The 24,684-nt window shown below is 63.0% G+C and carries 22 protein-coding genes, 1 tRNA gene and 1 pseudogene; 22 read left to right on the top strand and 2 right to left on the bottom strand.

Annotated elements, in window-relative coordinates; translation table 11 throughout:
* Positions 1–5: 5 nt before the first annotated feature.
* From E3T47_RS06035 to E3T47_RS06000, 8 genes are all read left to right on the top strand, one after another.
* The gene (locus E3T47_RS06035; RefSeq protein WP_198416597.1) at positions 6–191 is read left to right on the top strand and encodes a Flp family type IVb pilin; all 186 of its coding nucleotides are present in this window, start codon (positions 6–8) and stop codon (positions 189–191) included.
* 98 nt (positions 192–289) lie between these two features.
* Positions 290–676 (top strand): TadE/TadG family type IV pilus assembly protein, encoded by a 387-nt coding sequence (locus tag E3T47_RS06030; RefSeq protein WP_338419378.1) that lies wholly within the window; start codon positions 290–292, stop codon positions 674–676.
* Positions 664–1,680: a pilus assembly protein TadG-related protein gene (locus E3T47_RS06025; protein WP_134555253.1), complete on the top strand. Its 1,017-nt coding sequence runs from the start codon at positions 664–666 to the stop codon at positions 1,678–1,680. The genes E3T47_RS06030 and E3T47_RS06025 overlap by 13 nt, the downstream gene beginning before the upstream one ends.
* Positions 1,681–1,688: 8 nt before the next feature.
* Complete coding sequence (cpaB, locus tag E3T47_RS06020; RefSeq protein ID WP_134555252.1) at positions 1,689–2,426, top strand: Flp pilus assembly protein CpaB; 738 nt, start codon at positions 1,689–1,691, stop codon at positions 2,424–2,426.
* Positions 2,423–3,730 carry a CpaE/TadZ family protein gene (locus E3T47_RS06015; RefSeq protein ID WP_134555251.1) on the top strand — a complete coding sequence of 436 codons (1,308 nt, stop codon included), beginning with the start codon at positions 2,423–2,425 and terminating at the stop codon, positions 3,728–3,730. The genes cpaB and E3T47_RS06015 overlap by 4 nt, the downstream gene beginning before the upstream one ends.
* The gene (locus E3T47_RS06010) at positions 3,727–5,187 is read left to right on the top strand and encodes a TadA family conjugal transfer-associated ATPase (RefSeq protein WP_134555250.1); all 1,461 of its coding nucleotides are present in this window, start codon (positions 3,727–3,729) and stop codon (positions 5,185–5,187) included. The genes E3T47_RS06015 and E3T47_RS06010 overlap by 4 nt, the downstream gene beginning before the upstream one ends.
* On the top strand, positions 5,184–6,140 hold the full coding sequence (locus E3T47_RS06005) for a type II secretion system F family protein (protein ID WP_134555249.1): 957 nt from the start codon (positions 5,184–5,186) through the stop codon (positions 6,138–6,140). The genes E3T47_RS06010 and E3T47_RS06005 overlap by 4 nt, the downstream gene beginning before the upstream one ends.
* A 9-nt stretch (positions 6,141–6,149) precedes the next feature.
* A complete protein-coding gene (locus tag E3T47_RS06000) occupies positions 6,150–7,022 on the top strand; it encodes a type II secretion system F family protein (RefSeq protein WP_174844646.1) in 873 nt (290 codons plus the stop codon).
* 57 nt (positions 7,023–7,079) lie between these two features.
* Here the strand turns inward: E3T47_RS06000 and E3T47_RS05995 are convergent, their stop codons facing one another.
* Positions 7,080–7,316: a hypothetical protein gene (locus tag E3T47_RS05995; protein WP_134555245.1), complete on the bottom strand. Its 237-nt coding sequence runs from the start codon at positions 7,314–7,316 to the stop codon at positions 7,080–7,082.
* Between the two features lie 207 nt (positions 7,317–7,523).
* Here E3T47_RS05995 and topA point away from each other — a divergent pair, with 207 nt between their 5' ends.
* From topA to E3T47_RS05960, 7 genes are all read left to right on the top strand, one after another.
* Complete coding sequence (gene topA / locus E3T47_RS05990; protein WP_134555243.1) at positions 7,524–10,553, top strand: type I DNA topoisomerase; 3,030 nt, start codon at positions 7,524–7,526, stop codon at positions 10,551–10,553.
* On the top strand, positions 10,550–11,167 hold the full coding sequence (tmk, locus tag E3T47_RS05985; protein WP_241982000.1) for a dTMP kinase: 618 nt from the start codon (positions 10,550–10,552) through the stop codon (positions 11,165–11,167). Before topA ends, tmk begins: the two co-directional genes overlap by 4 nt.
* Before the next feature lie 124 nt (positions 11,168–11,291).
* Positions 11,292–12,464, top strand: a complete 1,173-nt coding sequence (locus tag E3T47_RS05980; RefSeq protein WP_134555239.1) for a DNA polymerase III subunit delta' — start codon at positions 11,292–11,294, stop codon at positions 12,462–12,464.
* 76 nt (positions 12,465–12,540) lie between these two features.
* Positions 12,541–14,076, top strand: a complete 1,536-nt coding sequence (locus tag E3T47_RS05975; RefSeq protein WP_241981998.1) for an alpha/beta hydrolase — start codon at positions 12,541–12,543, stop codon at positions 14,074–14,076.
* 29 nt (positions 14,077–14,105) lie between these two features.
* Positions 14,106–14,288: a TetR/AcrR family transcriptional regulator gene (locus E3T47_RS05970; RefSeq protein WP_134555235.1), complete on the top strand. Its 183-nt coding sequence runs from the start codon at positions 14,106–14,108 to the stop codon at positions 14,286–14,288.
* 102 nt (positions 14,289–14,390) lie between these two features.
* Positions 14,391–14,762, top strand: coding sequence for a hypothetical protein (locus E3T47_RS05965; protein ID WP_134555233.1), 372 nt, complete (start codon positions 14,391–14,393; stop codon positions 14,760–14,762).
* A gap of 46 nt (positions 14,763–14,808) precedes the next feature.
* A tRNA-Thr gene (locus tag E3T47_RS05960) sits at positions 14,809–14,884 on the top strand.
* A gap of 51 nt (positions 14,885–14,935) precedes the next feature.
* On the opposite strand, the pseudogene E3T47_RS16320 reads toward E3T47_RS05960, so the two are convergent.
* A pseudogene (locus E3T47_RS16320) lies at positions 14,936–15,168 on the bottom strand (site-specific integrase); the annotation flags it as partial.
* Between the two features lie 149 nt (positions 15,169–15,317).
* Between E3T47_RS16320 and E3T47_RS05950 the strand changes: the two are divergent.
* The 7 genes from E3T47_RS05950 (at position 15,318) to E3T47_RS05920 (ending at position 24,347) form a co-directional block, all read left to right on the top strand.
* On the top strand, positions 15,318–17,294 hold the full coding sequence (locus E3T47_RS05950) for a helix-turn-helix domain-containing protein (protein ID WP_134555231.1): 1,977 nt from the start codon (positions 15,318–15,320) through the stop codon (positions 17,292–17,294).
* Between the two features lie 166 nt (positions 17,295–17,460).
* Positions 17,461–18,711, top strand: coding sequence for an iron-containing alcohol dehydrogenase (locus E3T47_RS05945; RefSeq protein ID WP_134555229.1), 1,251 nt, complete (start codon positions 17,461–17,463; stop codon positions 18,709–18,711).
* Between the two features lie 46 nt (positions 18,712–18,757).
* A complete protein-coding gene (locus tag E3T47_RS05940; protein ID WP_134555227.1) occupies positions 18,758–20,233 on the top strand; it encodes an NAD-dependent succinate-semialdehyde dehydrogenase in 1,476 nt (491 codons plus the stop codon).
* Between the two features lie 39 nt (positions 20,234–20,272).
* Positions 20,273–21,658 (top strand): MFS transporter, encoded by a 1,386-nt coding sequence (locus E3T47_RS05935; protein WP_134555225.1) that lies wholly within the window; start codon positions 20,273–20,275, stop codon positions 21,656–21,658.
* A 200-nt stretch (positions 21,659–21,858) separates the two neighbouring features.
* Positions 21,859–22,392, top strand: a complete 534-nt coding sequence (locus E3T47_RS16770; protein ID WP_174844644.1) for a GMC family oxidoreductase N-terminal domain-containing protein — start codon at positions 21,859–21,861, stop codon at positions 22,390–22,392.
* 234 nt (positions 22,393–22,626) lie between these two features.
* Positions 22,627–23,730, top strand: a complete 1,104-nt coding sequence (locus E3T47_RS05925) for an FUSC family protein (RefSeq protein WP_277871812.1) — start codon at positions 22,627–22,629, stop codon at positions 23,728–23,730.
* A 161-nt stretch (positions 23,731–23,891) separates the two neighbouring features.
* Complete coding sequence (locus tag E3T47_RS05920; protein WP_134555219.1) at positions 23,892–24,347, top strand: SRPBCC family protein; 456 nt, start codon at positions 23,892–23,894, stop codon at positions 24,345–24,347.
* Positions 24,348–24,684 lie beyond the last annotated feature (337 nt).

Raw genomic sequence — 24,684 nt, 5'->3', positions numbered from 1 at the left:
CCGAGATGAAGATCTACACCAAGTTCCAGGCTTTCGTAAACAGCATGCGCACGGACGAAGAGGGTGCCACGGCGGTGGAGTACGGACTGATGGTCTCGCTCATCGCCGTCGTCATCATCGGCACCGTTGGTGCCATCGGCATTGCGTTGAACACCAAGTTTGGCCTGGTGCAGACCAAGCTCGGCGGCTAGCCTCCCGTAATCTCTGGGCCGGCCGCTCGGTCAACCCACCGTGCATCGGCGGCGGCTTCCGTTTTGGAAGCCGCCGCTCACACTGAAAGGGAACGCGCATGATGCGAAGGCGTATCACCAAAGGCGAACGCGGCGCGGCGGCGGTCGAGTTCGCGCTCATTGTTCCGCTGCTCGTCGTTCTCGTATTCGGCATCATCGAGTTCGGCCGGGTCTTGAACGTGCAGATTTCCCTGAGCGGCGCCGCTCGCGAAGGTGCCCGGTATATGGCCATTCACAAGAACGTAGCCGACGCCAAAGAGACCGCTTGGCAGGCGGCCCCATCGGTGCCGGGACTGTCCGCCAGCAACATTGCCATCTCCCCGTCCACATGTGTGGCTGGTGCGAAGACGACCGTGACCGTCACCTACACCGTCGATTTCGTCACCGGATATTTCGGCGCCAGCATGCCACTGACCGGTAAAGGAGTCATGCAATGCGGTGGTTGAATCGTCGGTTCCGCTCCGAACGCGGCGCGAGCGCGGTGCTCGTGGGTCTTCTGATGGTGCTGCTTCTCGGGTTTCTCGCTTTCTCGATCGACGTCGGAGTGATGTACGCCGAACGTGCCCAGCTGCAAAACGGTGCTGACGCCGCGTCGCTCGCGATCGCCTATGACTGTGCCGATGGCACCTGCACCGATCCGGCCGGCCGTGCCGCGAGCTATACCAGCGACAACGCTAATGACGCAGCCGCCAATGTCGCGTACGACCTGCGAACGGACCTCAAGAAGGTCACCGTGACAGCTTCGACCCTGACCGCGAACGGCGAGAATGCCCTTCAGCACTATTTCGCCTCCTTTTTGCCCGGAGGCTTCACTGAGTCGACAGTGAGAGCCAGGGCCACCGCTGAGTGGGGCGGCCCCGGCTCGGGGACTGTCCTCGCGCTAGCGCTGTCTTTGTGTGAATTCCAGGAATCTCTGGGGGCGGAGGGTGCGCATATGACCGTCCGTACCGATACCAACAAAACGTGCAAGAAAAGTCCTTCGGAGGAGGTCATCCCCGGCGGATTTGGTTGGCTTGACAACACAACCGCCCCCTGCCAGGCGACGATCGACCTCAGCCTCAACCTCAACGCGGCCGGGGAGCTGTGGGCGGGGAGCGACGCCGGCGGCGATGTGCCGAACGACTGCAGTGCGAAACTGTCCAGCCTCAAGGGCACGAACGTACTCATACCGATCTACGACCGCGTTCGTGGCACGGGCTCCAATGCCGAATATCGCATCTTTGCCTTTGCGTCCTTCACCATCACCGGTTGGAATTTCCCGTCCACGAGTGACATCGATTCCCTGGCCCCGCTCTGCCCGCCCAGCCCCCCCGCCGATGCGAAAGATTGCAAGAAGGGCAACAATTGGCGGGGTATCCAGGGCGTCTTTATGAAAATGGTTTCAGTTGACAGCACATTCGGGCTGGGCGGTCCCACGCTCAACGCCCCCATCGTCGTATTGACCAAGTAGGAGATGTAATGAAAACTCGACTCATCGGTGCAATCCTTGCGATTGTGCTCGCCCTCACCGGCACCGTCGTTCTCACCGGCTATGTGCGCACTGCCGACGCCCGCGCCGCCGACGGCGCAGCGTTCGTGCCGGTCTACGTGGTGAAGACAGAAATCCCCCAGGGTACGGCCGCGGAGAAGATCAGTTCCTTCATCAATGAAAAGCAAATCCCGGCGATCGCGGCCGTTCCCGGACGCGTCACCACGCTCAGCGCCATCGCCGGCATGGTGGCGGAGATTTCGCTCGAGCCTGGCGAGCAGCTCATCACGTCTCGGTGGGTCGACTCCGCCGACCTCACCGTAGCCGGGACTGTTCCCCTTCCGGAGGGAATGCAGTCGCTGACCCTCGCGCTGCCCGTGGAACGTGTCGTCGGCGGAACGGTCAAGGCCGGCGATACCGTCGGTGTGGTCATCGCCGCGACTAAGAAGCCGGCCGACGGCACAGCGGACATTCCCGTCAGTAAACAGGTCTTCCACAAAGTACTCGTCACCGCCGTGCAGATGGGCGCCACCACCGCAGCAGCACAAAACTCCGACACCGCAGCCGAACCAGTCAGCGTCGTGATGGTCACCGTCGCCCGCACAACCCCGGACATCGAGAGTCTCGTGTGGGGCCAGGAGTTTGGCAGCGTCTGGCTCACCATAGAACCCACGACGGCCGACGAGACCGGTTCGAGCCTCGTCGACGGAAACATCGTGTTTCGATGAGTCGCCTCCTCCTTTTGGGACACAGCCACGAATTCGAAACCCGACTGCACGTTCTCCTCGGGCAGGCCCTGAAACTGGTCGCGCGGTGGCCTTTGGCCTTCGGCCCGTCGGCCGTCCTGGGCAGACTCGTGGCGGCGGACCGGCCCGACGCCGCACTACTGGGCGCGTTCCTCTCCCACGAGCGTGCGCGCGAAATCTCCGCCGGACTGGCCAGGCTGTATCCGGGGATCAGTATCGTGAACGCGGCGGACAGCGGGCCAACCTCGAACGGGTGGATCGCTGAGAGGACTATCCATCCAGTGCTGGATCTCAGCGCGAAACACACTGCTGTGCTACCCCAAAATCAGCAGGTGGGCCTGTTGAAACGCCCATCCCCGGTGCTCTGCAACGGTGGGTCGATAGCTGAGCTCGAACAGACACTGGAGCTTGCCCGGGACGAACCGAAGCCGGGGCAGACGCAGAATAGCGGCCCGTCGGTGCTCGGTAACCTCGCCGCACCCCCGATCGAGACGCTTCCGGCGCAATACGGCGTACGAAGCCAGATCATCGCGGTTGTGGCGCCCAAGGGCGGCCTCGGCAAGACGACCGTCGCCACGAACCTCGCCATCGGGTTGGCCCGGTTGTCGCCGCTCTCGGTCGTGCTCATCGACGCGGACACACAGTTCGGCGACGTCGCCACGGCCCTGTCGCTGAATCCCTCACACACCCTGCCGGACCTCGTCACGGGCAGTGCGCCCCATGACACGATCGTTCTGAAAACTTTTCTGACCTTACACCCGAGCGACTTCTACACCGTGTGCGGCGCAGACCTGCCCGCTGACGGCGACCGGGTCACCGGCGACCAGCTCAGTCACTTGATCCAGCAGCTCTCCGAGATCTTCCGGTACGTCATCATCGACACGGCGCCGGGCCTCGGCGACCATGCCCTCGCCGCCCTCGAACTCGCAACCGATGCCGTGTTCCTGTGTGACATGTCGGTCCCCAGCGCGCGCGGGCTCCGCAAGGAATTGGCAGTGCTCTCCAGCATCAACATGCTGCCGCCGGGCCGCCACGTGGTACTCAACCTCGCCGACCGCAAGAGCGGACTGAGCGTGCGGGACATCGAGGCCACCATCGGTGTGCCTGTGGACATCGCCATCCCACGCTCACCACTCGTGGCACTGTCGACCAACCGCGGCATCCCCATCCTGCAAGCCGGCAGAAGAAACTCCGCCTCGACCGCTCTCACCGCCCTGGTGCATCGGTTCGAGCCCAACGCTTTTCCCAAACGTGGTCACTTGCATCGAAGGGTGGTTGTCACATGAAACTAAACGAACGAGTAGATGCTGCGCGCGAGACGGAAATCCCGCTCCGCTCCGCGACGAGAATCGGGACCATCCCGGGGGCGAGAACGGCACCGCTGGTTGCCAGCCCCACCGAGGATCCGGCCGATTCGGGACTGGCCCCGACCACCCCGGAGGCCCCTGCTCTCGTCGATCCTCTCGCCGAGCTCAAAGAACGCACCGCCCAGGAACTCTTCAAGCGGATCGGTATGCGTCTGAACGATTTGAGCCTCAGCGAGGAGCAGCTGCACGCCTATGCACGGGTCGAGCTGGGCAACATCGTCTCGGCCGAACAAGTTCCCCTCAGCGCAGAGGAGCGCGCGCGGCTCATCACCGAAATCGGAGCCGACGTGCTCGGCTACGGTCCCCTCGAGGCGCTTCTCGCCGACGAAACCGTGACCGAGATCATGGTCAACGGCCACGAGCAGATCTTCCTTGAGCGGCACGGCCAACTCAGTTTGAGCGAATCCCGCTTCACGAGCGAGGCCCAACTGCGGCGGGTGATTGAGCGCATCGTATCGAAGGTCGGTCGCAGAATCGATGAATCTTCGCCCCTGGTAGATGCACGCCTGGCCGACGGATCCCGGGTGAACGCGATTATTCCGCCGCTAGCGGTGGACGGCTCATCGTTGACGATTCGTAAGTTCGCCCGCGAACCCTTCACCGTCCGCGACCTCATCAATTTCGGAACGATGACTGCAGATATGGCCCAGGTGCTCGACGCATGCGTGAAGGCCCGACTGAACATCATCGTCTCCGGCGGCACCGGAACAGGGAAGACCACCCTGCTCAACGTCTTATCCAGCTTCATCCCGCCCCAGGAACGCATCATCACCATCGAGGACGCGGTCGAGCTGCAACTTCAGCAGGAGCACGTCATTCGGCTCGAATCGCGCCCCGCGAACATCGAGGGCAAAGGTGAGATCACCATCAGGGACCTCGTGCGCAACTCCCTCCGAATGCGGCCCGACCGCATCGTGATCGGCGAGTGCCGCGGCGGGGAAAGCCTCGACATGCTCCAAGCCATGAACACCGGCCATGAAGGATCAATCTCGACGGTACACGCCAACGCGCCGCGCGATGCGATCGCTCGGTTGGAAACTCTCGTGCTGATGGCGGGGATGGAACTTCCGTTGCGCGCGATCCGCGAACAGATCTCCTCGGCGATCGACGTAATCGTGCAAATCAGCCGGCTAAAGGACGGGACCCGTCGCATCACTCACGTGACCGAGGTTCAGGGTATGGAGGGCGACATTGTCACGATGCAAGATGCCTTCGTCTTTGACCACGGCGCCGGTATCGACGAGGACGGAAAAGTACTCGGACATGCAATCGCAACCGGTGTACGACCGCGATTCGTGGACAAATTCCGCGACTTGGGCATCAACCTCTCGCCCAGCGTCTTCCACGCCGACCTCGTGACGCGGTCCGGGCGATGAACGATCTCGTTGCCGCGGCCGGAATCGCGGCAGGCTTGATCGCGCTTCTCGTACTCGTTTTTCTGGTCATCGCTCCTCCCCTGGCGAGGGTCCCACTGGAGCGCCGGCGTGCCCCGGACGCCGCGGAAGTCTCGGTACTGACCAAGGTGACCGATCGAACTGTGAAAGCGATCGATGGGGTGATTCATCGACGTGGGCGGGCGCCGTTCAGCGCCACAGAGTTGGAGCAGGCGGACATCCGCCTGGCACCGTCGGGATTTGTGCTCCTGGTCATGTCAGCTTCCATCGTGCTCGCACTGCTCGGGCTGCTCCTCAGCATCGGGACACCGTGGACAGTGCCAGTCATGCTCGTCTTCGCGGTGCTGGCCCCGATCGGAGCGAAAGTTGCTTTGAGGCTGCGCACCGATCGCCGACGTGCCAAGTTCGCCGATCAACTGGATGAGACCCTGGGACTTCTCGCCGGCGGCCTCCGGGCCGGTCACAGCCTGCTCCGCGCCGTTGACGCCGTCGCCCACGAGACGGAGTCACCAACATCAGACGAGTTTGCCCGGGTCGTGAACGAGACGAGGATCGGTCGTGAACTGGGCGACGCCTTCGACAACACCGCGACGCGCATGCGCAGCGACGACTTTCAATGGGTGGCGCAGGCAATCGCCATCAACCGAGAAATCGGAGGGAATCTTTCGGAGGTGCTCGACCAGGTCGGGCACACCATTCGCGAACGGAACCAGATCCGCAGGCAGGTCACAGCACTCGCGGCGGAAGGCAAGATCTCCGCCTACGTACTCATTGCACTGCCCATCGGCGTATTCGCCTTCCTGCTGTTGACGCAACCGAGCTACTTCAATGGGTTTTTCGGAAGCATTGTTGGAATCCTCGCGCTCGTCGTCGCGGCAATTCTGCTCGTCGTCGGGTCGATTTGGATGATGGCCGTCGTCAAGGTGAAGTTTTAGGAGAACATAATGCCCTCACTCATAGTCATTGCCGCTTCCCTGGCCGTTGCCGGCGGATTCGGGGCGCTAATCGGATTTCTCGTCAGCGGTCGTCGACCGCAAATCGTTACCGACATCGTCGACCCGGCCACAACGGTCGGGCACGGCCTGCTCGCCGCTCCACGACCGGTCACAGGACACGGCCGCGAGTTCATCCCGAAGGGGTACATCGGGATGCTCGAGCGCCGCCTCGTGCTGGCCGGTCGCCCACCGGCATGGACCATTGACAAGCTTCTCATCGCAAAACCGATTCTGGCAGCGGCCGGGCTGCTGCTGGCCACCCTGTGGATCGGCGCCGATCCGGTACCAGTGCGATTCGTGCTCGGAAGTTTCCTCGTGCTCCTATGCTTCTTCGTTCCCGACCTCCTCATTCACAGCCGGGGACAGGAACGGCAGCAGAAAATCCAGAATGCTCTGGCCGACACGCTCGACCAAATGACCATAGCCGTCGAGGCTGGCGTCGGATTCGAAGCCGCCATGGCCAAAGCTGCAACCAACGGTAAGGGGCCCCTCGCCGAGGAATTCATCCGGACCCTGCAGGACATGAGCATTGGCCAGTCACGGAAAGATGCATATCAGGCCTTCAGTGATCGCACCTCGTCACCGGACCTGAGACGCTTTACGAGGGCCGTGATCCAAGCAGACACCTACGGCATCGCGATTGCCAACGTACTGCGTGTCCAAGCCGGGGAACTGCGTATGCGACGCCGCCAACGCGCCGAGGAGAAAGCGATGAAGGTACCCGTCAAAGTTCTTTTCCCACTCGTCTTCTGCATTCTGCCGGTGCTATTCATCGTTCTTCTCACGCCTGCGGTGCTAGGAATCGCAAAATCGCTTTTCTAAGCTATCCACAGGCACACTGAACTGATCGACGCGCCAAACGTCAATCACGAAACCGCCCTAGGAGAGGAGCGCCTCGAGGTAGCGGTACTCGACCGCGCTCGGGCGACCGGGGGAGTTGGAACCCTCGAACTCCAGGCCCGCGCCTCGCGCGTAGAGATAGCGCTTGCCGGAGTCGGCCGGAATCTCGATACGGGGCTGCGGATCACCCGAATCGAGGAAGGCTGTCGTGATTGTCTTGCCCTGAAGTGGGCCGTCCGTCAACTTCGCGGTGTATGTGGCCGTCATTGTACCCATGGGACCATTCTGCACTTAGGCGGGCAAACAGCAAGGGTTTGGGATTGTTGTCGTGCGTGCTCTGAGCGAACTGGGCGATGGCTGGGAGCGCCGTGTGTACGAGTGGGACGCGCCGGAGAGCGCCTGTCGATTAGGCGGGCACTCCATTCCGGTGTGTATGGTGTGCTTTGGCCCATCATGCGGTCACTACGTATAAAGAGGAGTCTGGTGCCAGGCACTAAGAAGCTGGTCATTGTTGAATCACCGACCAAGATGAAGTCGATTGCCGCGTATCTCGGCGATGGCTATGAAGTTTTGTCTTCGGTTGGTCACATTCGCGATCTGATCGAGCCGAAGAACCTGCCGCCTGAGCTGAAGAAGGGTGCGCTCGGCCGGTTCTCGGTCGACGTCGACAACGGTTTTGAACCGTACTACGTGGTGTCCGATGCCAAGAAGAAAACCGTCAGCGAACTCAAGCGGGCCCTCAAAAATGCGAACGAACTCTTGCTCGCAACTGATGAGGACCGCGAGGGCGAGGCCATTGCCTGGCACCTTCTGCAGGTCTTGCAGCCCAAGGTTCCGGTTAAGCGCATGGTGTTCCACGAGATCACCAAAGACGCCATCCTCGCCGCCAAGGACAACACCCGCGACCTCGACACCGCCCTCGTCGATGCGCAGGAGACCCGCCGAATCCTTGACCGCATCTACGGCTACGAGATTTCCCCGGTGCTGTGGCGTAAGGTCGGCCCCGGCCTGTCCGCTGGCCGCGTGCAGAGCGCCGCGACCCGCCTCGTCGTCGACCGGGAGAAGGAGCGCCTCGCGTTCGTCTCCGCCGGCTACTGGGATCTGCTGGCGCGACTGGCGGCATCCGCTTCGGAAACCGACCAGGCGTTCGACGCGAAGCTCGTGCGCCTGAACGGTGAGCGTATTGCCACCGGTGGCGACTTCGACGACTCCGGTGCGCTGAAGCCCACCGTGAAGGCCATCACCCTCGACGCCGCTGCCGCGCACGCGCTGACCACGGCGCTGCAGAGACCGGGTGTGAAACTCGAGGTCACCAGGGTCACCTCCAAGCCGTACCGTCGCAGCCCCGCCGCGCCGTTCACGACGTCGACACTGCAGCAGGAAGCGGCGCGCAAGCTGCGGTTCACCGCCCGCCAGACCATGAGTGTTGCCCAGTCGTTGTACGAAAACGGGTACATCACCTATATGCGTACCGACTCGCCGTCGCTCGGGCAGCAGGCCCTCACCGCCGCCCGCACCCAGGCAGCGGCGCTCTATGGTGCCGAGACGATCCCGGATGCCCCGCGCGCTTACAAGGGCAAGAGCAAAAATGCGCAGGAGGCGCACGAAGCCATTCGGCCTTCTGGCGATACCTTTCGCACCCCGGCCTCTCTCGCCGCGAGTCTACGTGGCAACGATTTCAAGCTCTACGACCTGATCTGGAAGCGCACCGTCGCCTCGCAGATGAAGGATGCCACCGGCTCGACCGCGTCGGTCACGATCGCGGCCGGTCCGACCGGTACGTCGGAGCATCCGTTCGCGTCGGGCGCGCTCGCCGAATTCTCGGCCAGCGGAACCGTCATCACCTTCCGCGGTTTCATGCTCGCCTACGAGGAGTCGAAGGACGAGGAGCGCAACGCGTCGACGGACGCGACCGAGTCGAAGCTGCCCCCGCTCGAGGAGGGCCAGAAACTGGCGCTGCTCGACCTCGAAGCCAAGGGCCACGAGACGACTCCGGCTGCCCGCTACACCGAGGCCAGCCTGGTGAAGAAGCTCGAAGAGCTCGGCATCGGCCGGCCGTCGACCTTCGCCTCGATCATCTCGACCATCACCGAGCGTGGCTATGTCACGCCGCGCGGCCAGTCGCTGGTGCCCAACTGGATCGCGTTCTCGGTCGTGCGCCTGCTCGAAGAATTCTTCGGCGACCTGGTCGAATACGATTTCACCGCCGAGATGGAGGACGACCTCGACCGCATCGCCGGCGGTGAAGCCAACCGCCTGGACTGGCTCAACAGCTTCTACTTCGGCAGCGACAAGCACCGCGGCCTGCGCCAGGTCATCGACAACCTCGGTGAGATCGACCCACGCGTGATCAACTCCGTCACCATCAGCGACGACATCACCCTGCGCATCGGCAAGTACGGCCCCTACCTCGAGGTCATCGACCCCGAAGCCGCAGCGGATGCCCCGCTCCGCCGCGTCAACATCCCGCCGGAACTCGCCCCCGACGAACTGACCGCGACCAGGGCCCGGGAGCTCATCGATGCCCCGATCGTCACCGACCGCGTGATCGGCGTCAATCCGGAGAACGGTAAGGAGATCGTCGCAAAGGACGGTCGTTTTGGGCCGTACGTCACCGAGCTCGCGCCGGCACCGGCCGAACCCATCGTGCCGGTCGTCAAGGCAGCCCCGGTTGAGACGATCGACCCGGCCACCGGCGAGGTCACCGTGACCAAGCCGAAGCGCAAGCCGGCCTTGAAAAAGGTGGCGGTTGCGGACAAGCCGCGCACGGCATCCATTTTCAAGTCAATGGACCTGGCCACGGTCGACCTAGAAATGGCTTTGCGCCTGCTGGCCTTGCCGCGCGTCGTCGGACTCGACCCGGAGACCGGCACGGAGATTCTGGCTCAGAACGGCAAGTTCGGCCCGTACCTGAAGAAGGGCATCGACACCCGGTCGCTCACGAGCGAAGACCAGATCTTCGACATCGATCTGCCGGGCGCGATCGAGCTTTATGCGCAGCCCAAGTACGGTGCCCGCCGGGCGTCGAGCGCTCTGAAAGAATTCGAAGCGCCCGACCCCGAAAGCGGGAAGGCGATCAAGATCAAGGACGGCCGGTTCGGCGCGTATGTGACCGACGGGGTCACAAATGCAACGATTCCGAAGTCGGAGGACATCGAGGAGATCGACTTCGACCGGGCCGTGCAGCTGCTCGCCGACAAGCGGGCCAAGGGGCCGGCCGCGCCGCCCAAGAAAGCACCGGCCAAGAAGGCCGCCGTCAAGAAGCCGGCCGTGAAGAAGCCGGCCGTGAAGAAGCCCGCCGTGCGCAAGGTGCCGACTGCAGCAGCCAAGGCGGCCACGGCCAAAAAGGCGGCTGCTACCCGGGCCGCGAATGCGGCAGCGAAGGCCGCGTTGTCCGGCACGGCATCCGTGCCGGTAAAGAAAGCCGCGGTCAAGAAGCCCGCGGCCAAGAAGCCTGCCAGTTCGGCCGCCGAATCCGCTGCGGCAACAATGATCGCGCCGAAGGCCTCGTGACCGGTCTGTTCATTACCCTCGAGGGCGGCGACGGATCGGGCAAGACCACGCAGGCGCAGTTGCTCACCGACTGGCTCGAAGAGCGGGGGCGCACCGTCGTGCGCACCCGCGAGCCCGGTGGAACCGATGTCGGCGTTGAGATCCGCCAGATCGTGCTGCACCACCGAGGCGAGGTCGACCCGCGCGCCGAGGCGCTGCTCTACGCCGCAGACCGCGCCCAGCACGTCGGCACCAAGTTGCGGCCGGCACTCGCCCGCGGCGACGTGATCGTGCAGGACCGCTACCTGGATTCCTCCGTGGCCTACCAGGGAGCCGGACGTGTCCTTGGCGCCACCGAGGTGCGCGACCTGTCGCTCTGGGCCGCCGAAGGACTGCTGCCCGACCTGACCGTGTTGCTCGATCTCGACGAGGTCACAGCGAGGGCACGGCTCGACGCTGACGACAAGGTCTTCGATCGCCTCGAAGCCGAAAAGAACGATTTTCACGCCCGCGTACGCGCCTCGTTCCTCGAACTGGCCGCCGCCGAGCCCGACCGGTTCCTGGTAGTGGATGCTGCCGGCCCCGCCGCCGAGATCGCCGCCGTCATTCGCGCCCGGGTGGCGCCGCTCCTCTAGCGCTCCGGGCCCACCTTGCGCAACCGGCCCACCGTGCGTGGGGCCGGGCGTGGATCGGGCCCACGGCCCGCACGGTCGTGCACTCACGACGCGGCCTGTCGGCGGGGCGGGTTACCCTTGTGTCATGGCAGTGTGGGACAACCTAACGGGACAGGCCGACGCGATCGCCATTTTTCGGGCAGCGTCACAGCGGGTGCCCGGTGCCCTCGATAGCACCACCGCCGAGTCCACCTCCATGACACACGCCTGGCTCATCACCGGGCCACCCGGTTCCGGTCGCTCCAACCTCGCCTTCGCCTTCGCGGCAGCCCTGCTCAGCCCTGGCACGCCCGCCGAAGACCTCGCGGCCGCTCGGCAGGTCGACGCGCGCACTCACCCCGATCTCAGCGTGCTCACCACCGAGGGCGTCATCATCAAGATGGAATCTGTCAAGGAGGCCGTCGCCCGATCGCAATACTCGCCCTCGGTCGGTCGCTACCGGGTCATCGTCGTCGAGGACGCCGACCGCATGGTCGAGCGCACTTCCAATGTTCTGCTGAAAGCCCTCGAAGAGCCGCCCGACCGCACCGTCTGGATCCTGTGCGCACCGAGCGAGGCCGATCTGCTCCCCACTATCCGCTCACGTGTGCGCACCGTGCGCCTGCGCGTGCCAAGCGTGGCCGATGTCGCCGACTTGCTCGTGCAGCGTAATGGCGTCGACCCGGTCGTTGCCGAACTCAGCGCACGCCTCGCGCAGAGCCACATCGGCATGGCCCGGCGACTCGCGACCAATGTCGACGCGCGGGCACGACGCGAGGAGACCCTGCGCACCGCCCTGGGCATCCGCTCGGTGTCATCGGCCGTGAACGCGGCCGCCCGGCTGCTCGCCATCGCCGGTGACGACGCGAAAGCCATCACCCTGGAGCTCGATGCCGCCGAGCGCGACGGCATGCTGCGGTCACTCGGTGTCGAGGCCGGGCAGTCGGTTCCGCCGGGGCTGCGCAGTCAGATCAAAGCCCTCGAAGATGACCAGAAACGCCGGGCGGTGCGCAGCCTGCGCGACGGCATCGACCGCATCCTGGTCGACCTCGCCTCGCTCTACCGGGATGTGATGATGGTGCAGCTCGGCCGCGAACAGGCCGTGATCAACCTCGAACTGCTCGCCGAGCTGCGCACCGCAAGCCTGGCCAGCGCCCCCGCCGCGACCGTCGCCACGATGGATGCGATCGCCCTTGCCCGCCAGCGCATCCAGGGAAATGTTGCTCCGGCCCTCGCCCTCGAGGCGATGCTCGTCTCGGCGATCCGCCGCCCAAAATGACGTCACCCACCGACTCCCAGCCGCCTTGGGTAGCCTGAGGGGCAGCATCCGCTCGACGCCACGAAAGAGGAACCCGTTGAACCGCAACTTCCGTGCCCTCAGCGCCACGGCCGCAGCCGTGGCCATCACACTCGCTCTCAGCGGATGCGCCGCCCTATTCTCGACGGATGCCGGCCCCGCCGAGTCCACCCCCACTAATGAGCAGGTGTCGAATGACCTCGACCCGTTCTATAGCCAGGTTCTGCAGTGGGACGATTGCGGCGACGGCCTGCAGTGCACTGAAGCCACCGCCCCACTCGACTATGCCGACCCGGCTGCCGGCGACGTGTCGCTTGCCCTGGTTCGCCACGTTGCCACCGGCGGCGACCGGGTCGGATCGCTACTGGTGAATCCCGGCGGGCCGGGCGGTTCCGGCTATGACTTCATCAAGGATTCCCTCGACTTCGCCACCGACGCCACCCTGCAGGCGAGCTTCGATGTCGTCGGTTTCGACCCACGGGGAGTCGGCCGCTCCTCGGCGGTTTCCTGTTACGACTCGGCCGATATGGACGAATATATCTACGGACTGACATCGGCCGAACGCGGCACAGACGCCTGGATCGCCGAACTCGCAGCATCTTCCGACGCATTCGCAGCGGCCTGCGCCGAGCAGACCGGGCCGCTGCTCGGCACGGTCGACACTCAGAGCGCCGCCCGCGATCTGGACCTGCTGCGCGCCGTGCTCGGCGACACCCACCTGAACTACCTGGGCTTCTCCTACGGCACCTACCTCGGGGCTACCTACGCCAAACTCTTTCCCGAGAAGGTCGGCCGCCTCGTGCTGGATGGCGCCGTCGACCCCTCGACAAGCAACTTCGAGGTGACCAAGACCCAGGCGGTGGGCTTCGAGAATGCCCTGCGGGCCTACCTCACGGACTGCCTGGCGGGCGAGGACTGCCCGTTCCGCGGCAGCGTCGACAGTGCCATGGCCACGATCGGCGCACTGCTGGAATCGGTTGACAATAGCCCCATCACGGCCACTGATGGCCGACAGCTGGGCGGAAATGCACTGCTCACCGCGATCATCTACCCGCTGTACCAAGCGACTGCCTGGCCGCAACTGAGCACCATGCTGGACTCCGTACTGCACGGTAGCGCCGAGGCCGCTTTTCAGTTCGCCGACGCCTACAACGGTCGCGACGACGACGGCAACTACTCCGACAACTCGACCGAGTCGTTCATGGCCATCAACTGCATCGACTACGCCTACAATGCCGACCCGACCCTGATGCGTGCCCAAGCCGCGGAGCTTGAGGCTGCAGCCCCCGTGATCGGCAAATTCATGAGTTTCGGCGACATCGGCTGCGCCAATTGGCCCTATAAATTCATCGGCGAACGCAGCGAGATCCATGCTGCCGGCGCAGCACCCATCCTGGTCGTCGGTACCACGAACGACCCGGCGACCCCCTACGTCTGGGCGCAACAGCTCGCTGAACAACTCGACAGCGGTAGCCTCGTAACCTACGCCGGCGAGGGTCACACCGCCTACAATAAATCCAACTCCTGCGTCAACGATGCGGTCGACTCTTATCTCGTCGACGGAATCGTGCCGGCCTCCGACCCCCAGTGCTAGTAGTTTGCACGCTGTGAAGTAATTGCGGTATGTCGATCGAAACTGAAGCGCCCGGATTACGTGAGCGCAAACGCCTCGCCACACGACGGGCTATCCAGCATGCCGTGCTGACCCTGGCCCGCGAACGCGGTATCGACCACGTCACCGTCGAGGACGTCAGTCGGATCGCCAACATGTCGCCGCGCACCGTCTTCAACTATTTCCCGTCGTAGGACACCGCTCTGATCGGCGACGCGCCGCGACTGGCATCCGCTGAAGATATCGAAGTCTTCGTCGTCGGCGCACCGGGCAGCGATGCGCTCGTCGACCTGGCCGTGCTGCTCTCCAAGAGCCGGCAGCGCACCACGGCAGACCGCGAAATTCACCAATCGCGCCGCACGGTCATGAAAGAGAATGCCTACCAGTTCGGCATGCGCATGGCCACCCTGCGCGACTTCCAAGACGAGTTGCAGCAGATCATCGAGCGGCGCTTCAGAGCGGATGCCGCCACTCCCGCCAACGACACCGTCCTCGCCGAAGATCCCGCCGGGCTGAACCAGCGCACCCTGCTGTTCACCCTGGTGGCCGTGGCCGCCATTCGTCATGCCTGGCGGTGCTGGGCAGAGAGTGACGGTGCGAGCCCGTTATCGGGGCGAGCGAACGCCTCATTCGCCGAGGTGTACAGAACCACCCGCCGGAACGACTAGGCTTGGCTGCTGTGTCACCGAGTGCCTTATGGGGTGCTCTGGTAACGCCGCCTTAGCTCAGTTGGTAGAGCATCTCACTCGTAATGAGAAGGTCGTCAGTTCGATTCTGACAGGCGGCTCCACTAAATACCCAGGTCAAAATTTTTTCTGAAACCTTTGCAGCGGTTTGTTTCTCAGAATTCGCCATGTTTGCCCACAATGCGCGTTTCAAGTGCGCGGTTATCGAGGGCGTCTGCAACGGCGTCTAAATCGTCTTCGAAGAGGTCGCTGTAGACAACCAAAGTCATCGCGGCGGAGGCGTGTCCGAGCATTCTCTGCACCGACCGACCGACCGAACGCTCGCGCCCGACGAAATCGCGAGGGACGCCGCGGTGTGCCTCGGGGAGCGAGGGGTGATCGCCGGCAAGTGTCGCCTTGCAACAAGCGCAGGGGCTGTGGGACGAATTTGCGCTGTGGATCCTGGTCCGGGCCCCCTGCTCGGCCTCATCGTTATGCGGTCGCTCCTGAAGTGGAGAGCCGCCGGACCGTTGCGGCCCGTAACCTACCATTGGATGCGTGAGCGCCATCGCGGACGAAACCAAAAAAGCCAGTGACGACACCGCCCAGGGACCCGAATCGCTAGGCACGTTGCTGGCGTCGCTGGGTAACGGCGTGTCCACTGCCTCTCTGGCAGCACGCCTCTCCTTCATCGTTGCCGAGGGGCGCCTTGACCTGCCCACAGTGGAGGCCGTGTGCCAGCTCAACACCCGGCTAGGTGAAGCTAGCCGCCGGGAAAGCTTGCTGCGGGTCCTTTATGACACAGCCACGGACCTCACGGGCATCAGGGACGTCGAGGCCGTACTGGCGGCAATCGTCCGGCGGACCAGGGCCCTGATCGGGAGCGACATCGCCTATCTGAGCCTGAACGACTACGAGACGAACGAGTCCTACATCCGGGTCACCGACGGTGCCACCACCGCGCTGTTCCGTAACATTCGCATTCCCCTGGGCGAAGGGGTGCTGGGCGCCGTGGCTACCGGAAGTTCGCCGGCACAAAGCCCGGACTACCTGTCCGATACGTCCAAGTCGCATCTTGAATCAAGCGATACCGCAGTGGACGCCGAAGGCGTCAAAGCAATCATGGGTGTTCCGCTACGGGTCGAGGGCCAGGTCATCGGAGCGCTCATGGTGGCGGACCGCCACCCACATGTCTTTAGCCGCGATGACATCGCCCTGATGGAATCGATTGGCACCCATGCCGCCGTCGCGCTTGAAAACGCCCGTCACTTTAGCGAAATGGCTGACACCCTGGCCCGGCTGGACCGGGCCCAGAGCGAGAACCTGGAACATGTGCAGGCTCTGGAAAAGTTGTCGGCACTGGATAAAAGTATGGTGGAGACCCTTGCCTCGGCTGATAGCTTGCCCAACCTCCTGCGCGTCCTGACCGAATCCCTAGGACACGACGTTTTTGTGTTGAGCGCCACGGGCGAACCCATGACGGGACTTGCACCGCAGGGAGACTTTGGTAGCTCCGCCGCGCTTGGCGCGGCCGAAGCCTCCGCGATGGCAAAACTTCCCGTCCCCTTCAACCTTGACGACGGGCAATTCGTCGTCATGGCCGCCATCGCCGGCGACCAGCACCTCGCGTCCCTGATAGTGGCCGGAGACTTAGCTCCCGCTGGGCTTGCCGTGCTAGAGCGGAGTTCCCTGGTGCTGAGCGCGGCGCTGTTATTTGAACGTACTTTCCAGGACGCCCAATACCGCTTGCAGCTGGAATTGGTCGATGACCTGATGAATCCACGCGCCGTTGATATTGAGGTACTCAAGCGGCGGGCCGGGCGGTTTGGCCTGACCAACGACACCCAACTGGTGGTACGAATAGTGAGTGTGGGCGATGACCAGCGGCAGCGAGCATTGGCGGTATTAAAGCGGCAAACTGAGGGTAGGCCTGGTATTACGGCCCTGCACGAATCCCATCTGTGCATCATTGAACCCGCGTCCCGCCGCGGCACCAGGAACGCTGATGATGCGTCGATGGGCCCCATGGATGGCGGTGAGAAAATAGTCGATGGGCTCAAGCGGCGTCGCATCGTTGCAAACGTCGGGTCCTCGGACGCTGTGGTCGGGTTTGCGAAATTGTCCGCCGCTCACGCCGAAGCCTCCGCCGTGGTACAGGCGCTGCAGGCCCTGATGCGCAATGGTGAGGCGGCCGACCGGGTGACCTTGGGCACCACAGGAATGCTGCTCGGCGCAATGGACAGCCCGTTCGCCACCGAACTTCTTGCCGCCCAGCTCGGGCCCCTGCTGGCGTATGACGAACGCCGGAGCACCCAGCTGGCCCTGACCGCCTGGACTTTTCTGGAAAACGACTCGTCCACCGCCTCGGCGGCCGCGTCCCTCCACGTGCACGTCAATACCCTGCGCCAGCGACTCGAGCGCATCGACAACGTCATTGGCGCTACCTGGCGGCGGGGAAGCAGGTCCCTGGACATTCACGTGGCACTGAGGCTGTGGCGGCTTAAGTCCGCCGGGACCGGCGTTCTGCGGCACTGAGGCGGCCGCCGCGGACAAGAACCGCCCATCATGTCCATGACGTACATACTCATCTCATAAATATGGCATTCAACGACATGGTGGAACTTGGTTTGCCCTGAAAACATGGAACATCATGCGGCGCCCTTCACCAGCCGTTGAATTTCATCTTGAGGAGTTAGACACAATGTCGTGTGAATACGCAACGGACATCCATCCCACAGGCTATGGCGTTCTGCGACTGCCCCGAAGCATCGTCGTCGGCGCCCAACAACGCTTTGCCATCGCCAACATCGCAGCAGACCTGGGCCGGAACGTGCTCATTTGCACTGACCCCCGCCTTGCCACCTCCGAGGACCTGAAGAAATTGGTGGCCAGCTTAGAGGCCAGAAACCTCACGGTCCGCGTCTACGGGGACACCCAGGCTGAACTTCCCGTCCCGGGCATTATGGCCTGCGTGGCGCAACTGAAGGGTCAGCCGATCGACGTGATCATCGGCTTCGGTGGCGGTAGCTGCATGGACATGGCCAAGGTGGTCTCGGTTCTGCTGGCCCACGGAGGCCAGCCTAGAGACTACTACGGCGAGTTTGCGGTTCCGGGCCCCGTTATACCCGTCATTGCTCTGCCCACCACTGCCGGAACAGGCTCGGAAGCGACCGCCGTCGCCGTCGTCTCCGACCCCGAACTCGGTATGAAAATGGGCATCTCCAGCCCCCACATCATCCCTTATGCTGCCGTCTGTGACCCCGAACTGACCTACACCTGCCCGCCGTCACTCACTGCGGCCACCGGGGCGGACGCCTTCGTCCACTTGGTCGAGTCCTTCACCGCCATCACCCGCGAACCCACCAGCTCACTGGCCACCGAGCGCGTGTTCGTCGGCAAAAACGTCCTGGCCGACTCCCTTGCTCTGAACGGAATTCGGCTCGTGGGACGCAGCTTGGCCACCGCCTACAAAAACCCCGAAAATACCGGGGCCCGCGCCGACATGATGCTGGCGGCCCTATACGGCGGCATCACGCTCAGCAATGCCGGCACCGCCGCTGCACACGCCATCCAATACCCAGTGGGTAACCTGACCCACACCCCGCACGGCGTCGGCGTCGGGCTGTTGCTGCCCTACGTTGTTCGGCACAATTTCAACGCCATCATGCCCCAGCTGGCCGAGATTGCCGAGGCGTTGGGCCGCGACACGCGGGGGCTTGACGCCCGGGCGGCCGCCATGGCCGGCGTTGACGCGATTGACGAGATCCTCGCCGCCATCGATATGCCAGCCACGCTCGCGGACCTGGGCGTGGAGGAATCCCAGTTGGGCCAGATTGCCGCTCTGTCCATGAATTCCAAGCGCCTGATCGAGAACAACCCAATGCTGCTTGACCTAGATGCCGTCACCTCGATCGTGCAGGCAGCCTTTTTCGGCGACCGCACCATCGCCTGACCCGTCACCGCCACTTGATTTCACCAAAAGACCCAAGGACACTCCCATGACTCTCACCTCAACCCAGGAACCGCTCGACGTCGACGGCTTGACAGTGCCCCGTCGGCTCCTAATCGCCGGGCAGTGGCTGGACGCGGCCGGCGGGCAAACCTTCAGCGTGATCAACCCCTCCGACGCGTCTGTCATCACGAACATTGCCGACGCAGACGTCGAGGACGGCCTGACTGCCGTCGACGCCGCAGCCGCGGCCTTCCCCGCTTGGGCCGCCACGCCTCCCCGCAAGCGCGCCGAGATCCTCAGCCGCTGCTTTGAACTGATGACCGAGCGCAGCGAACAAATCGCCCACCTCATCTCCCTCGAAAACGGTAAAGCACTGCCCGATGCGCGGGGGGAAGTGGCCTACGCCGCCGAATTCTTCCGCTGGTACGCCGAGGAGGCCGTGCGCATAATTGGCGAAGTGTCCACCTCGCCCTCCGGGACCAACCGCATTTTAGTTCAACACCAGCCGATTGGCGTCTGCATCCTTATCACGCCGTGGAATTTTCCGGCAGCCATGGCCACGCGGAAATTGGCGCCCGCACTCGCCGCCGGCTGTACGGCGGTGCTCAAGCCCGCCGGCCTGACGCCCCTGACCGCACTGGCGATTGCCCAGCTAATGATGGACGCCGGAGTTCCGGCCGGTGTGGTCAATGTGATCACCACCAGCAAGACCGACGATGTCATGACACCAATGCTCGCCGACCCACGGGTGCGCAAGCTCTCCTTCACCGGGTCCACCGGTGTGGGACGGCACTTGCTGCGCCTAGCCGCGGACAATGTACTCAAATGCTCCATGGAGCTTGGCGGTAACGCCCCCTTCCTGGTGTTCAACGATGCAGACCTGGACGAGGCCATCGAGGGGGTCTTGATCGCCAAGATGCGCAACGGTGGCCAGGCCTGCACGGCCGCCAACCGGATTTACGTCCAGCGCGGCATTCAAGCCGAGTTTTCTTCCCGCCTTGCACGGCGGATGGGTGCGCTGAGAGTGGGCCCCGGCACCGAACCTGCCACCGAAGTGGGACCGCTGGTGGACGAGGCCAGTGTTAACAAGGTACACGCCCTGGTCCAGGACGCGCTGGATCAGGGGGCGCGTCTGCTCACCGGTGGCAAACTCCCCAACGGCGCTGGCTACTACTACCCGCCAACAGTGGTGACCAACGTGCCGTTCTACGCCCGCATGGTCAATGAGGAGATCTTCGGCCCGGTGGCCTCCGTGATCCTCTTTGACAACGAAGATGAAGTCATTGCCGCCGCCAACGACACCGAATACGGTCTTGCCGCCTATGTCTTCACCGAAGACCTGCGGCGCGGGCTGCGCGTCGCCGAGCGCTTGGAAAGCGGAATGGTGGCCCTGAACCGCGGGTTGGTCTCCGACCCCGCCGCCCCCTTCGGCGGTGTCAAACAAAGCGGTCTGGGCCGTGAAGGAGCCCACCAAGGCCTGCTGGACTTCACCGAAACCAAGTACATCGCCGTCGACTGGTAGTCAACCGCTCCCTTCGTTTCCATCCGAAAGAAAAGACCAATGACGATCTCCAATTCCAATACCAATACCAAAGCCAAAACGAAAGTGCACTGGCGCGTGCCGCTCGCCAGCTTAGCGGGCACCACTATCGAGTGGTATGACTATTACATCTTCGGTCTGCTCGCCGCGACAGGCGTCTTCAGCCGCCTGTACTTCCCCGAACAGGACCCGGCGACCGGCCTTCTCCTGGCCTTTGTCACCTACGCCGTCGGCTTCGCCGCACGTCCCTTTGGCGGCATGTTCGCCGGCCACTTCGGCGACAAAATCGGTCGCAAGCCCATGCTGGTGCTGTCGCTGCTCATTATGGGCTTCGCCACGCTATCCATGGGGCTGCTTCCCACCTACGCACAGATCGGAGTCTGGGCTCCCATCCTGCTGACGGTGCTGCGCCTGCTGCAGGGCTTCGGCGCCGGAGCCGAATGGGCCGGAGCAGCCGTCATCTCCATCGAACACGCGCCTCCTGGGCGCAGCGGATTCTTCGGGAGCTTCACGCAGATGGGCGTCCCGGCTGGCATGCTTCTGGCCAACTCAAGCGTCCTGATCGTAAACGCCTCCGTGCCCGCAGAAGCATTCGATGCCTGGGCATGGCGAGTGCCGTTTGTGCTCAGCGTGGTCCTGATCGTCATCGGCCTGATCGTTCGCGCCAAGCTCGAGGACTCAGACGACTTCAAGGAACTTGTTGCGACGAAACAGACCTCGAAGAAGCCTCTGGGTGAGGCCATGAGAAAGGAATCCAAGGGCATCTGGCTCGTTGTCGGCATGCGGTTGGCAGAAAACTCCGCGTTCTACCTATACACCACGTTCTCCGTGGTCTACATCATGAAGACGTTCGGTGCCGAACGGGCCAACCAAGGCACGATGTCTGTTCTCATTGCCTCGGCCATCGGCATCTTTGCCGTCCCGCTGTGGGCGATCCTCTCGGATAAGATTGGGCGTAAGCCGCTATACCTGTTCGGTTCCATCGGCGGACTCCTGTTCTTCCCACTGTATTTTGTCATGACGGACAGTGGCAGCGCCCTGCTGGCAACTCTCGCCATCATCATCGGTCTCGCGGTCTTCCACAACTCGATGTACGGCCCCCAGGCTGCGTTTTTTGCGGAACTGTTTTCCACAAAGCTGCGGTACAGTGGCGCGTCCATGGGCTACCAGTTTGGCTCGGTCCTGGCCGGTGGTATCGCGCCGTTGGTCGCTGTGGCGCTCCTCACCGCTGGCGACGGCAAGCCGGGCTGGGTAATTCTCTACTTCAGCGTGATTGGTGTCATCACGGTTGTAGCAACGTTGCTCGCACCTGAAACACTCGTAAAGTTGGACCGGCGCATCGCCGCTGCCCAAGAGTTAGACGATAAAAACGAAGGGGCTGCCCAGGAACGCGTCAGCGCTAACTGATGCTCCCTAAATAAGGCGGGCGTCGTCCGGGTCAACGGTAGACCCGGAAGACGTCCGCCCGGCCCGTTGATCCCATCATCGCCGACCTCGCCCACACCTTGCGCAGACCCAAGCTCTCGGAACTCAAGGACCCCCCGGAACGCCTCGCCCTCGCGCGCCAACACAGCATGGGCCACGCCGTGTTCCTCGAGGTTCTCCTCGTGAACGAGGTCACCCGCCGCGAGGGGCGCTCCGGGATGCTCCGCGCCGCCAAAGCTGGCCTGGACCCCATGATGCAAGAGGTGCTCTTGGCTGGCGGTTGGCTCGACACTCCGCTGTTCCGTGAACGCTCCGGTATCGGAGATCCAGCTCAGCTGCGTTCCGCGGGGGTGAAAGTCGTCGTGGATAGCCCCAACGTGGCCGTATCCAATTCTCATACCGAGGCCGAGTCAGAGTTGTTCGATTGGTTGAAGGCTCCGGTTGGGGGCGTTGGTGTAGGCGAAGGTATCGTAATTCGCTTGCCTGGCTGTCGTTTTGTCGCCCCAGACCGGGTCCTGGCACCGGACGAGGTACCCGCGGTCGAGGTCGTTTCCGGCGTCGGCAGGCTCCGCGAATACCTGCATGAGCTGACAGATGCCAAGAACACCGCTAGCCAAATCACAGACAGTTTCTTAGTCAAAGGATGGAGGCTGGCCGGCGCCACACGAATGCCGCGCATGAACCAAACGAGATCTCAGCCCTGTTGTGGACAATAAAAGACATCAGGGAAGGAGACGCGCGACGGCGGCAGCGCCTGAACCGTCGGACACGGCGTGAACGACAGTGGACATCCCATCCGAAAATTCCACAGCTCCTTACCTGCCGACTGCGGGAGTGGTTTTCTTCTCGGATGTTTCCCAGCGCCTCGCCAGCATCCGCGCTTAACCTGCGGGGCGAGCGGATCCCAACTCTCCGTTGCCGCAGAAGAGAATCAGACGATGCCGAGAACGATTTTTCCGTGGAACGCATCACGGCCGGCGTCGGTTCGTCGTCTCCAACCTCCGCGATTCCTCCAGGTCACCAAGATCGCTGTTGCCGTGGCGATTGCCTGGACGCTGTCCCCTTTCCTCCCTGGAGACGCTCAGGAATTGCGGTACTACGCGCCGCTGGGCGCACTTCTGAGCATGCATCCAACGCTTATGCGTTCGCTCCGCAGCGCTTTGCAAACCCTCGCTGGGCTGGCCGTCGGAATCGCACTCGCCGGGGCAGTGCTTCTCCTGAGCGAGCCCAGCGTTTGGACGATCTCGCTGGTCATCGGCCTCGGCTCCCTTATCGGAGGAATGCGATGGCTTGGTGTGGGCGGAGAACAAGTACCCCTGACTGCTCTTTTCGTTCTCATCATCGGCGGCCCGGAAGCCGATGATTACTCGGTCGGTTATCTTGCTCAAGTCTGTCTGGGAATGGCGGTGGGGCTTTTGGTCAACCTGCTTATTTTGCCGCCGCTCACCATCGGCACGGCTGTCGAGCGGTTGACCAGTTTTCGAGGCACCCTCGCCACGCACCTCAGCGATATCGGCGTGGCCTTGGTCGAGAGTTGGCCTCCCGAGCGTGAACTCTGGGCGACCAGGGGCAGCGCACTCACCGACGCGGCTCGAGACGTCCGGTCGGCTGTGCAACGCGCGGACGAGAGTCGTAAGGGTAACCCTCGCGCTCGTTTCAACCGCAGAAATCTTGTTGTTGACTATGAGGACCTCGCGGCCCTGGAGAACGTCACCTTTCATGTGCGCAACCTGACTGAGGTTTTTGCAAGCATGATCTGGGGTAAACCGATTCCCCTTGAGCTGCCTCCCGAACTGCGGCCGGTTCTCAGCGATGCCCTGCACGCGGTCGCAGAAATTTTGCGTGTCACGGACGACGCCCCTCGTGATAGCGCGCCCTTTGATGCCGCCGTAGCGGCAGTTGAGGCGATTCTGCACGGCATGCAAGAGTTGGGTGCCGGGGCGACATCGCTCAGCCCGGCGGCCGCGATCGTCATCGATCTGAAGCGCATTTTGGTCGCACTGCGTCCTGGGACCGAGAGGGATTCTGAGGAGTCTCCCGCGCCCGTCGTTTAGCCCGTCCCATCGCTTGTCTCCGCTGCTGAGGTTCAGCGCACAGGTACCTACTCGTTCCCGCAAGTTTTTCCTTACCCGGGTTGACCTTGGAATAGCCTTCGGTACTGTGAATGGGGTAGCAGAAACTATTTCATCCGCTGAATTCGCATCAGGAGGTCATCATGCCCAATGCCATCGAGACTGTTGACGTCAACGTTCCCGTTGCCATCGCTTACAACCAGTGGACAAAATTCGAGGAGTTTCCAAAGTTCCTCAGTTTTGTTGAATCCGTCACGCAAGTAACCGACACTCTCACCGAGTGGAAGGTAAAAATCGGCGGCGTGGAGCGCGAGTTCGAGGCTCGGATAACTGAGCAGCACCCCGACGAGCGTGTTGCCTGGAACAGCACCGGCGGCCAGGTCGACCACGCGGGAGTTGTCACGTTCCATAAGTTGGCCGCGAACGAGACGCGCGTGACGGTTCAGCTTGATTGGGAAGCGAAAGGGCTGCTTGAGAAGGCAGGGGCAGCTCTCGGTGTGGACGATCACGCCATTAAGAAAGACCTGAAGAACTTCAAGGAGTTCATCGAGGCGAAGGGAACCGACGGTGTCGGATGGCGCGGAGATGTGCAGGCCTGACGCTGCTGGAAGACCAACTTACAACCCGAGATGGTCCGGACACCACACACCGGAGTCCGGCCACTCGGGGTGACGCGCCGCTCGAAGCGTTTGGCAAGCTATCAAAAACATTCGACGGCATGGAACAAGCGGAGATTGCTATGAAATCTCATCGGCAAAGTGGGCTAGATCACGTCCCATTGAATGGTGAAGTTTTCCGGATTTGAGTGTTGCTTCGCCAACGCGAGGAGCCATCGTGGGATGGTCAGTGGGGACCGGCTAAAGCAACTCACGAAGGACACCACACGACCCTTCTATGGTTGAAGTCAAGCAGTAAGGGTCGCCAGTGAGCGATAGA

The sequence above is a fragment of the Cryobacterium ruanii genome, assembly GCF_004404055.1.
In the GTDB taxonomy this organism is placed as follows: Bacteria; Actinomycetota; Actinomycetes; order Actinomycetales; family Microbacteriaceae; genus Cryobacterium; species Cryobacterium ruanii.
This window is presented reverse-complemented; position numbering and strand designations above follow the sequence as displayed.

What these genes read in the sequence shown, in the direction of transcription:
- E3T47_RS06005 (WP_134555249.1), top strand. Translation starts at nt 5,184, where the DNA reads ATGAACGATCTCGTTGCCGCGGCCGGAATCGCGGCAGGCTTGATCGCG.
- E3T47_RS06010 (WP_134555250.1), top strand. Translation starts at nt 3,727, where the DNA reads ATGAAACTAAACGAACGAGTAGATGCTGCGCGCGAGACGGAAATCCCG.
- E3T47_RS06030 (WP_338419378.1), top strand. Translation starts at nt 290, where the DNA reads ATGATGCGAAGGCGTATCACCAAAGGCGAACGCGGCGCGGCGGCGGTC.
- E3T47_RS05980 (WP_134555239.1), top strand. Translation starts at nt 11,292, where the DNA reads ATGGCAGTGTGGGACAACCTAACGGGACAGGCCGACGCGATCGCCATT.
- E3T47_RS05945 (WP_134555229.1), top strand. Translation starts at nt 17,461, where the DNA reads ATGTCGTGTGAATACGCAACGGACATCCATCCCACAGGCTATGGCGTT.
- E3T47_RS05935 (WP_134555225.1), top strand. Translation starts at nt 20,273, where the DNA reads ATGACGATCTCCAATTCCAATACCAATACCAAAGCCAAAACGAAAGTG.
- E3T47_RS05940 (WP_134555227.1), top strand. Translation starts at nt 18,758, where the DNA reads ATGACTCTCACCTCAACCCAGGAACCGCTCGACGTCGACGGCTTGACA.
- E3T47_RS05970 (WP_134555235.1), top strand. Translation starts at nt 14,106, where the DNA reads ATGTCGATCGAAACTGAAGCGCCCGGATTACGTGAGCGCAAACGCCTC.
- E3T47_RS05920 (WP_134555219.1), top strand. Translation starts at nt 23,892, where the DNA reads ATGCCCAATGCCATCGAGACTGTTGACGTCAACGTTCCCGTTGCCATC.
- E3T47_RS06000 (WP_174844646.1), top strand. Translation starts at nt 6,150, where the DNA reads ATGCCCTCACTCATAGTCATTGCCGCTTCCCTGGCCGTTGCCGGCGGA.
- E3T47_RS06025 (WP_134555253.1), top strand. Translation starts at nt 664, where the DNA reads ATGCGGTGGTTGAATCGTCGGTTCCGCTCCGAACGCGGCGCGAGCGCG.
- cpaB (WP_134555252.1), top strand. Translation starts at nt 1,689, where the DNA reads ATGAAAACTCGACTCATCGGTGCAATCCTTGCGATTGTGCTCGCCCTC.
- E3T47_RS06015 (WP_134555251.1), top strand. Translation starts at nt 2,423, where the DNA reads ATGAGTCGCCTCCTCCTTTTGGGACACAGCCACGAATTCGAAACCCGA.
- E3T47_RS06035 (WP_198416597.1), top strand. Translation starts at nt 6, where the DNA reads ATGAAGATCTACACCAAGTTCCAGGCTTTCGTAAACAGCATGCGCACG.
- E3T47_RS05995 (WP_134555245.1), bottom strand. Translation starts at nt 7,316, where the DNA reads ATGGGTACAATGACGGCCACATACACCGCGAAGTTGACGGACGGCCCA.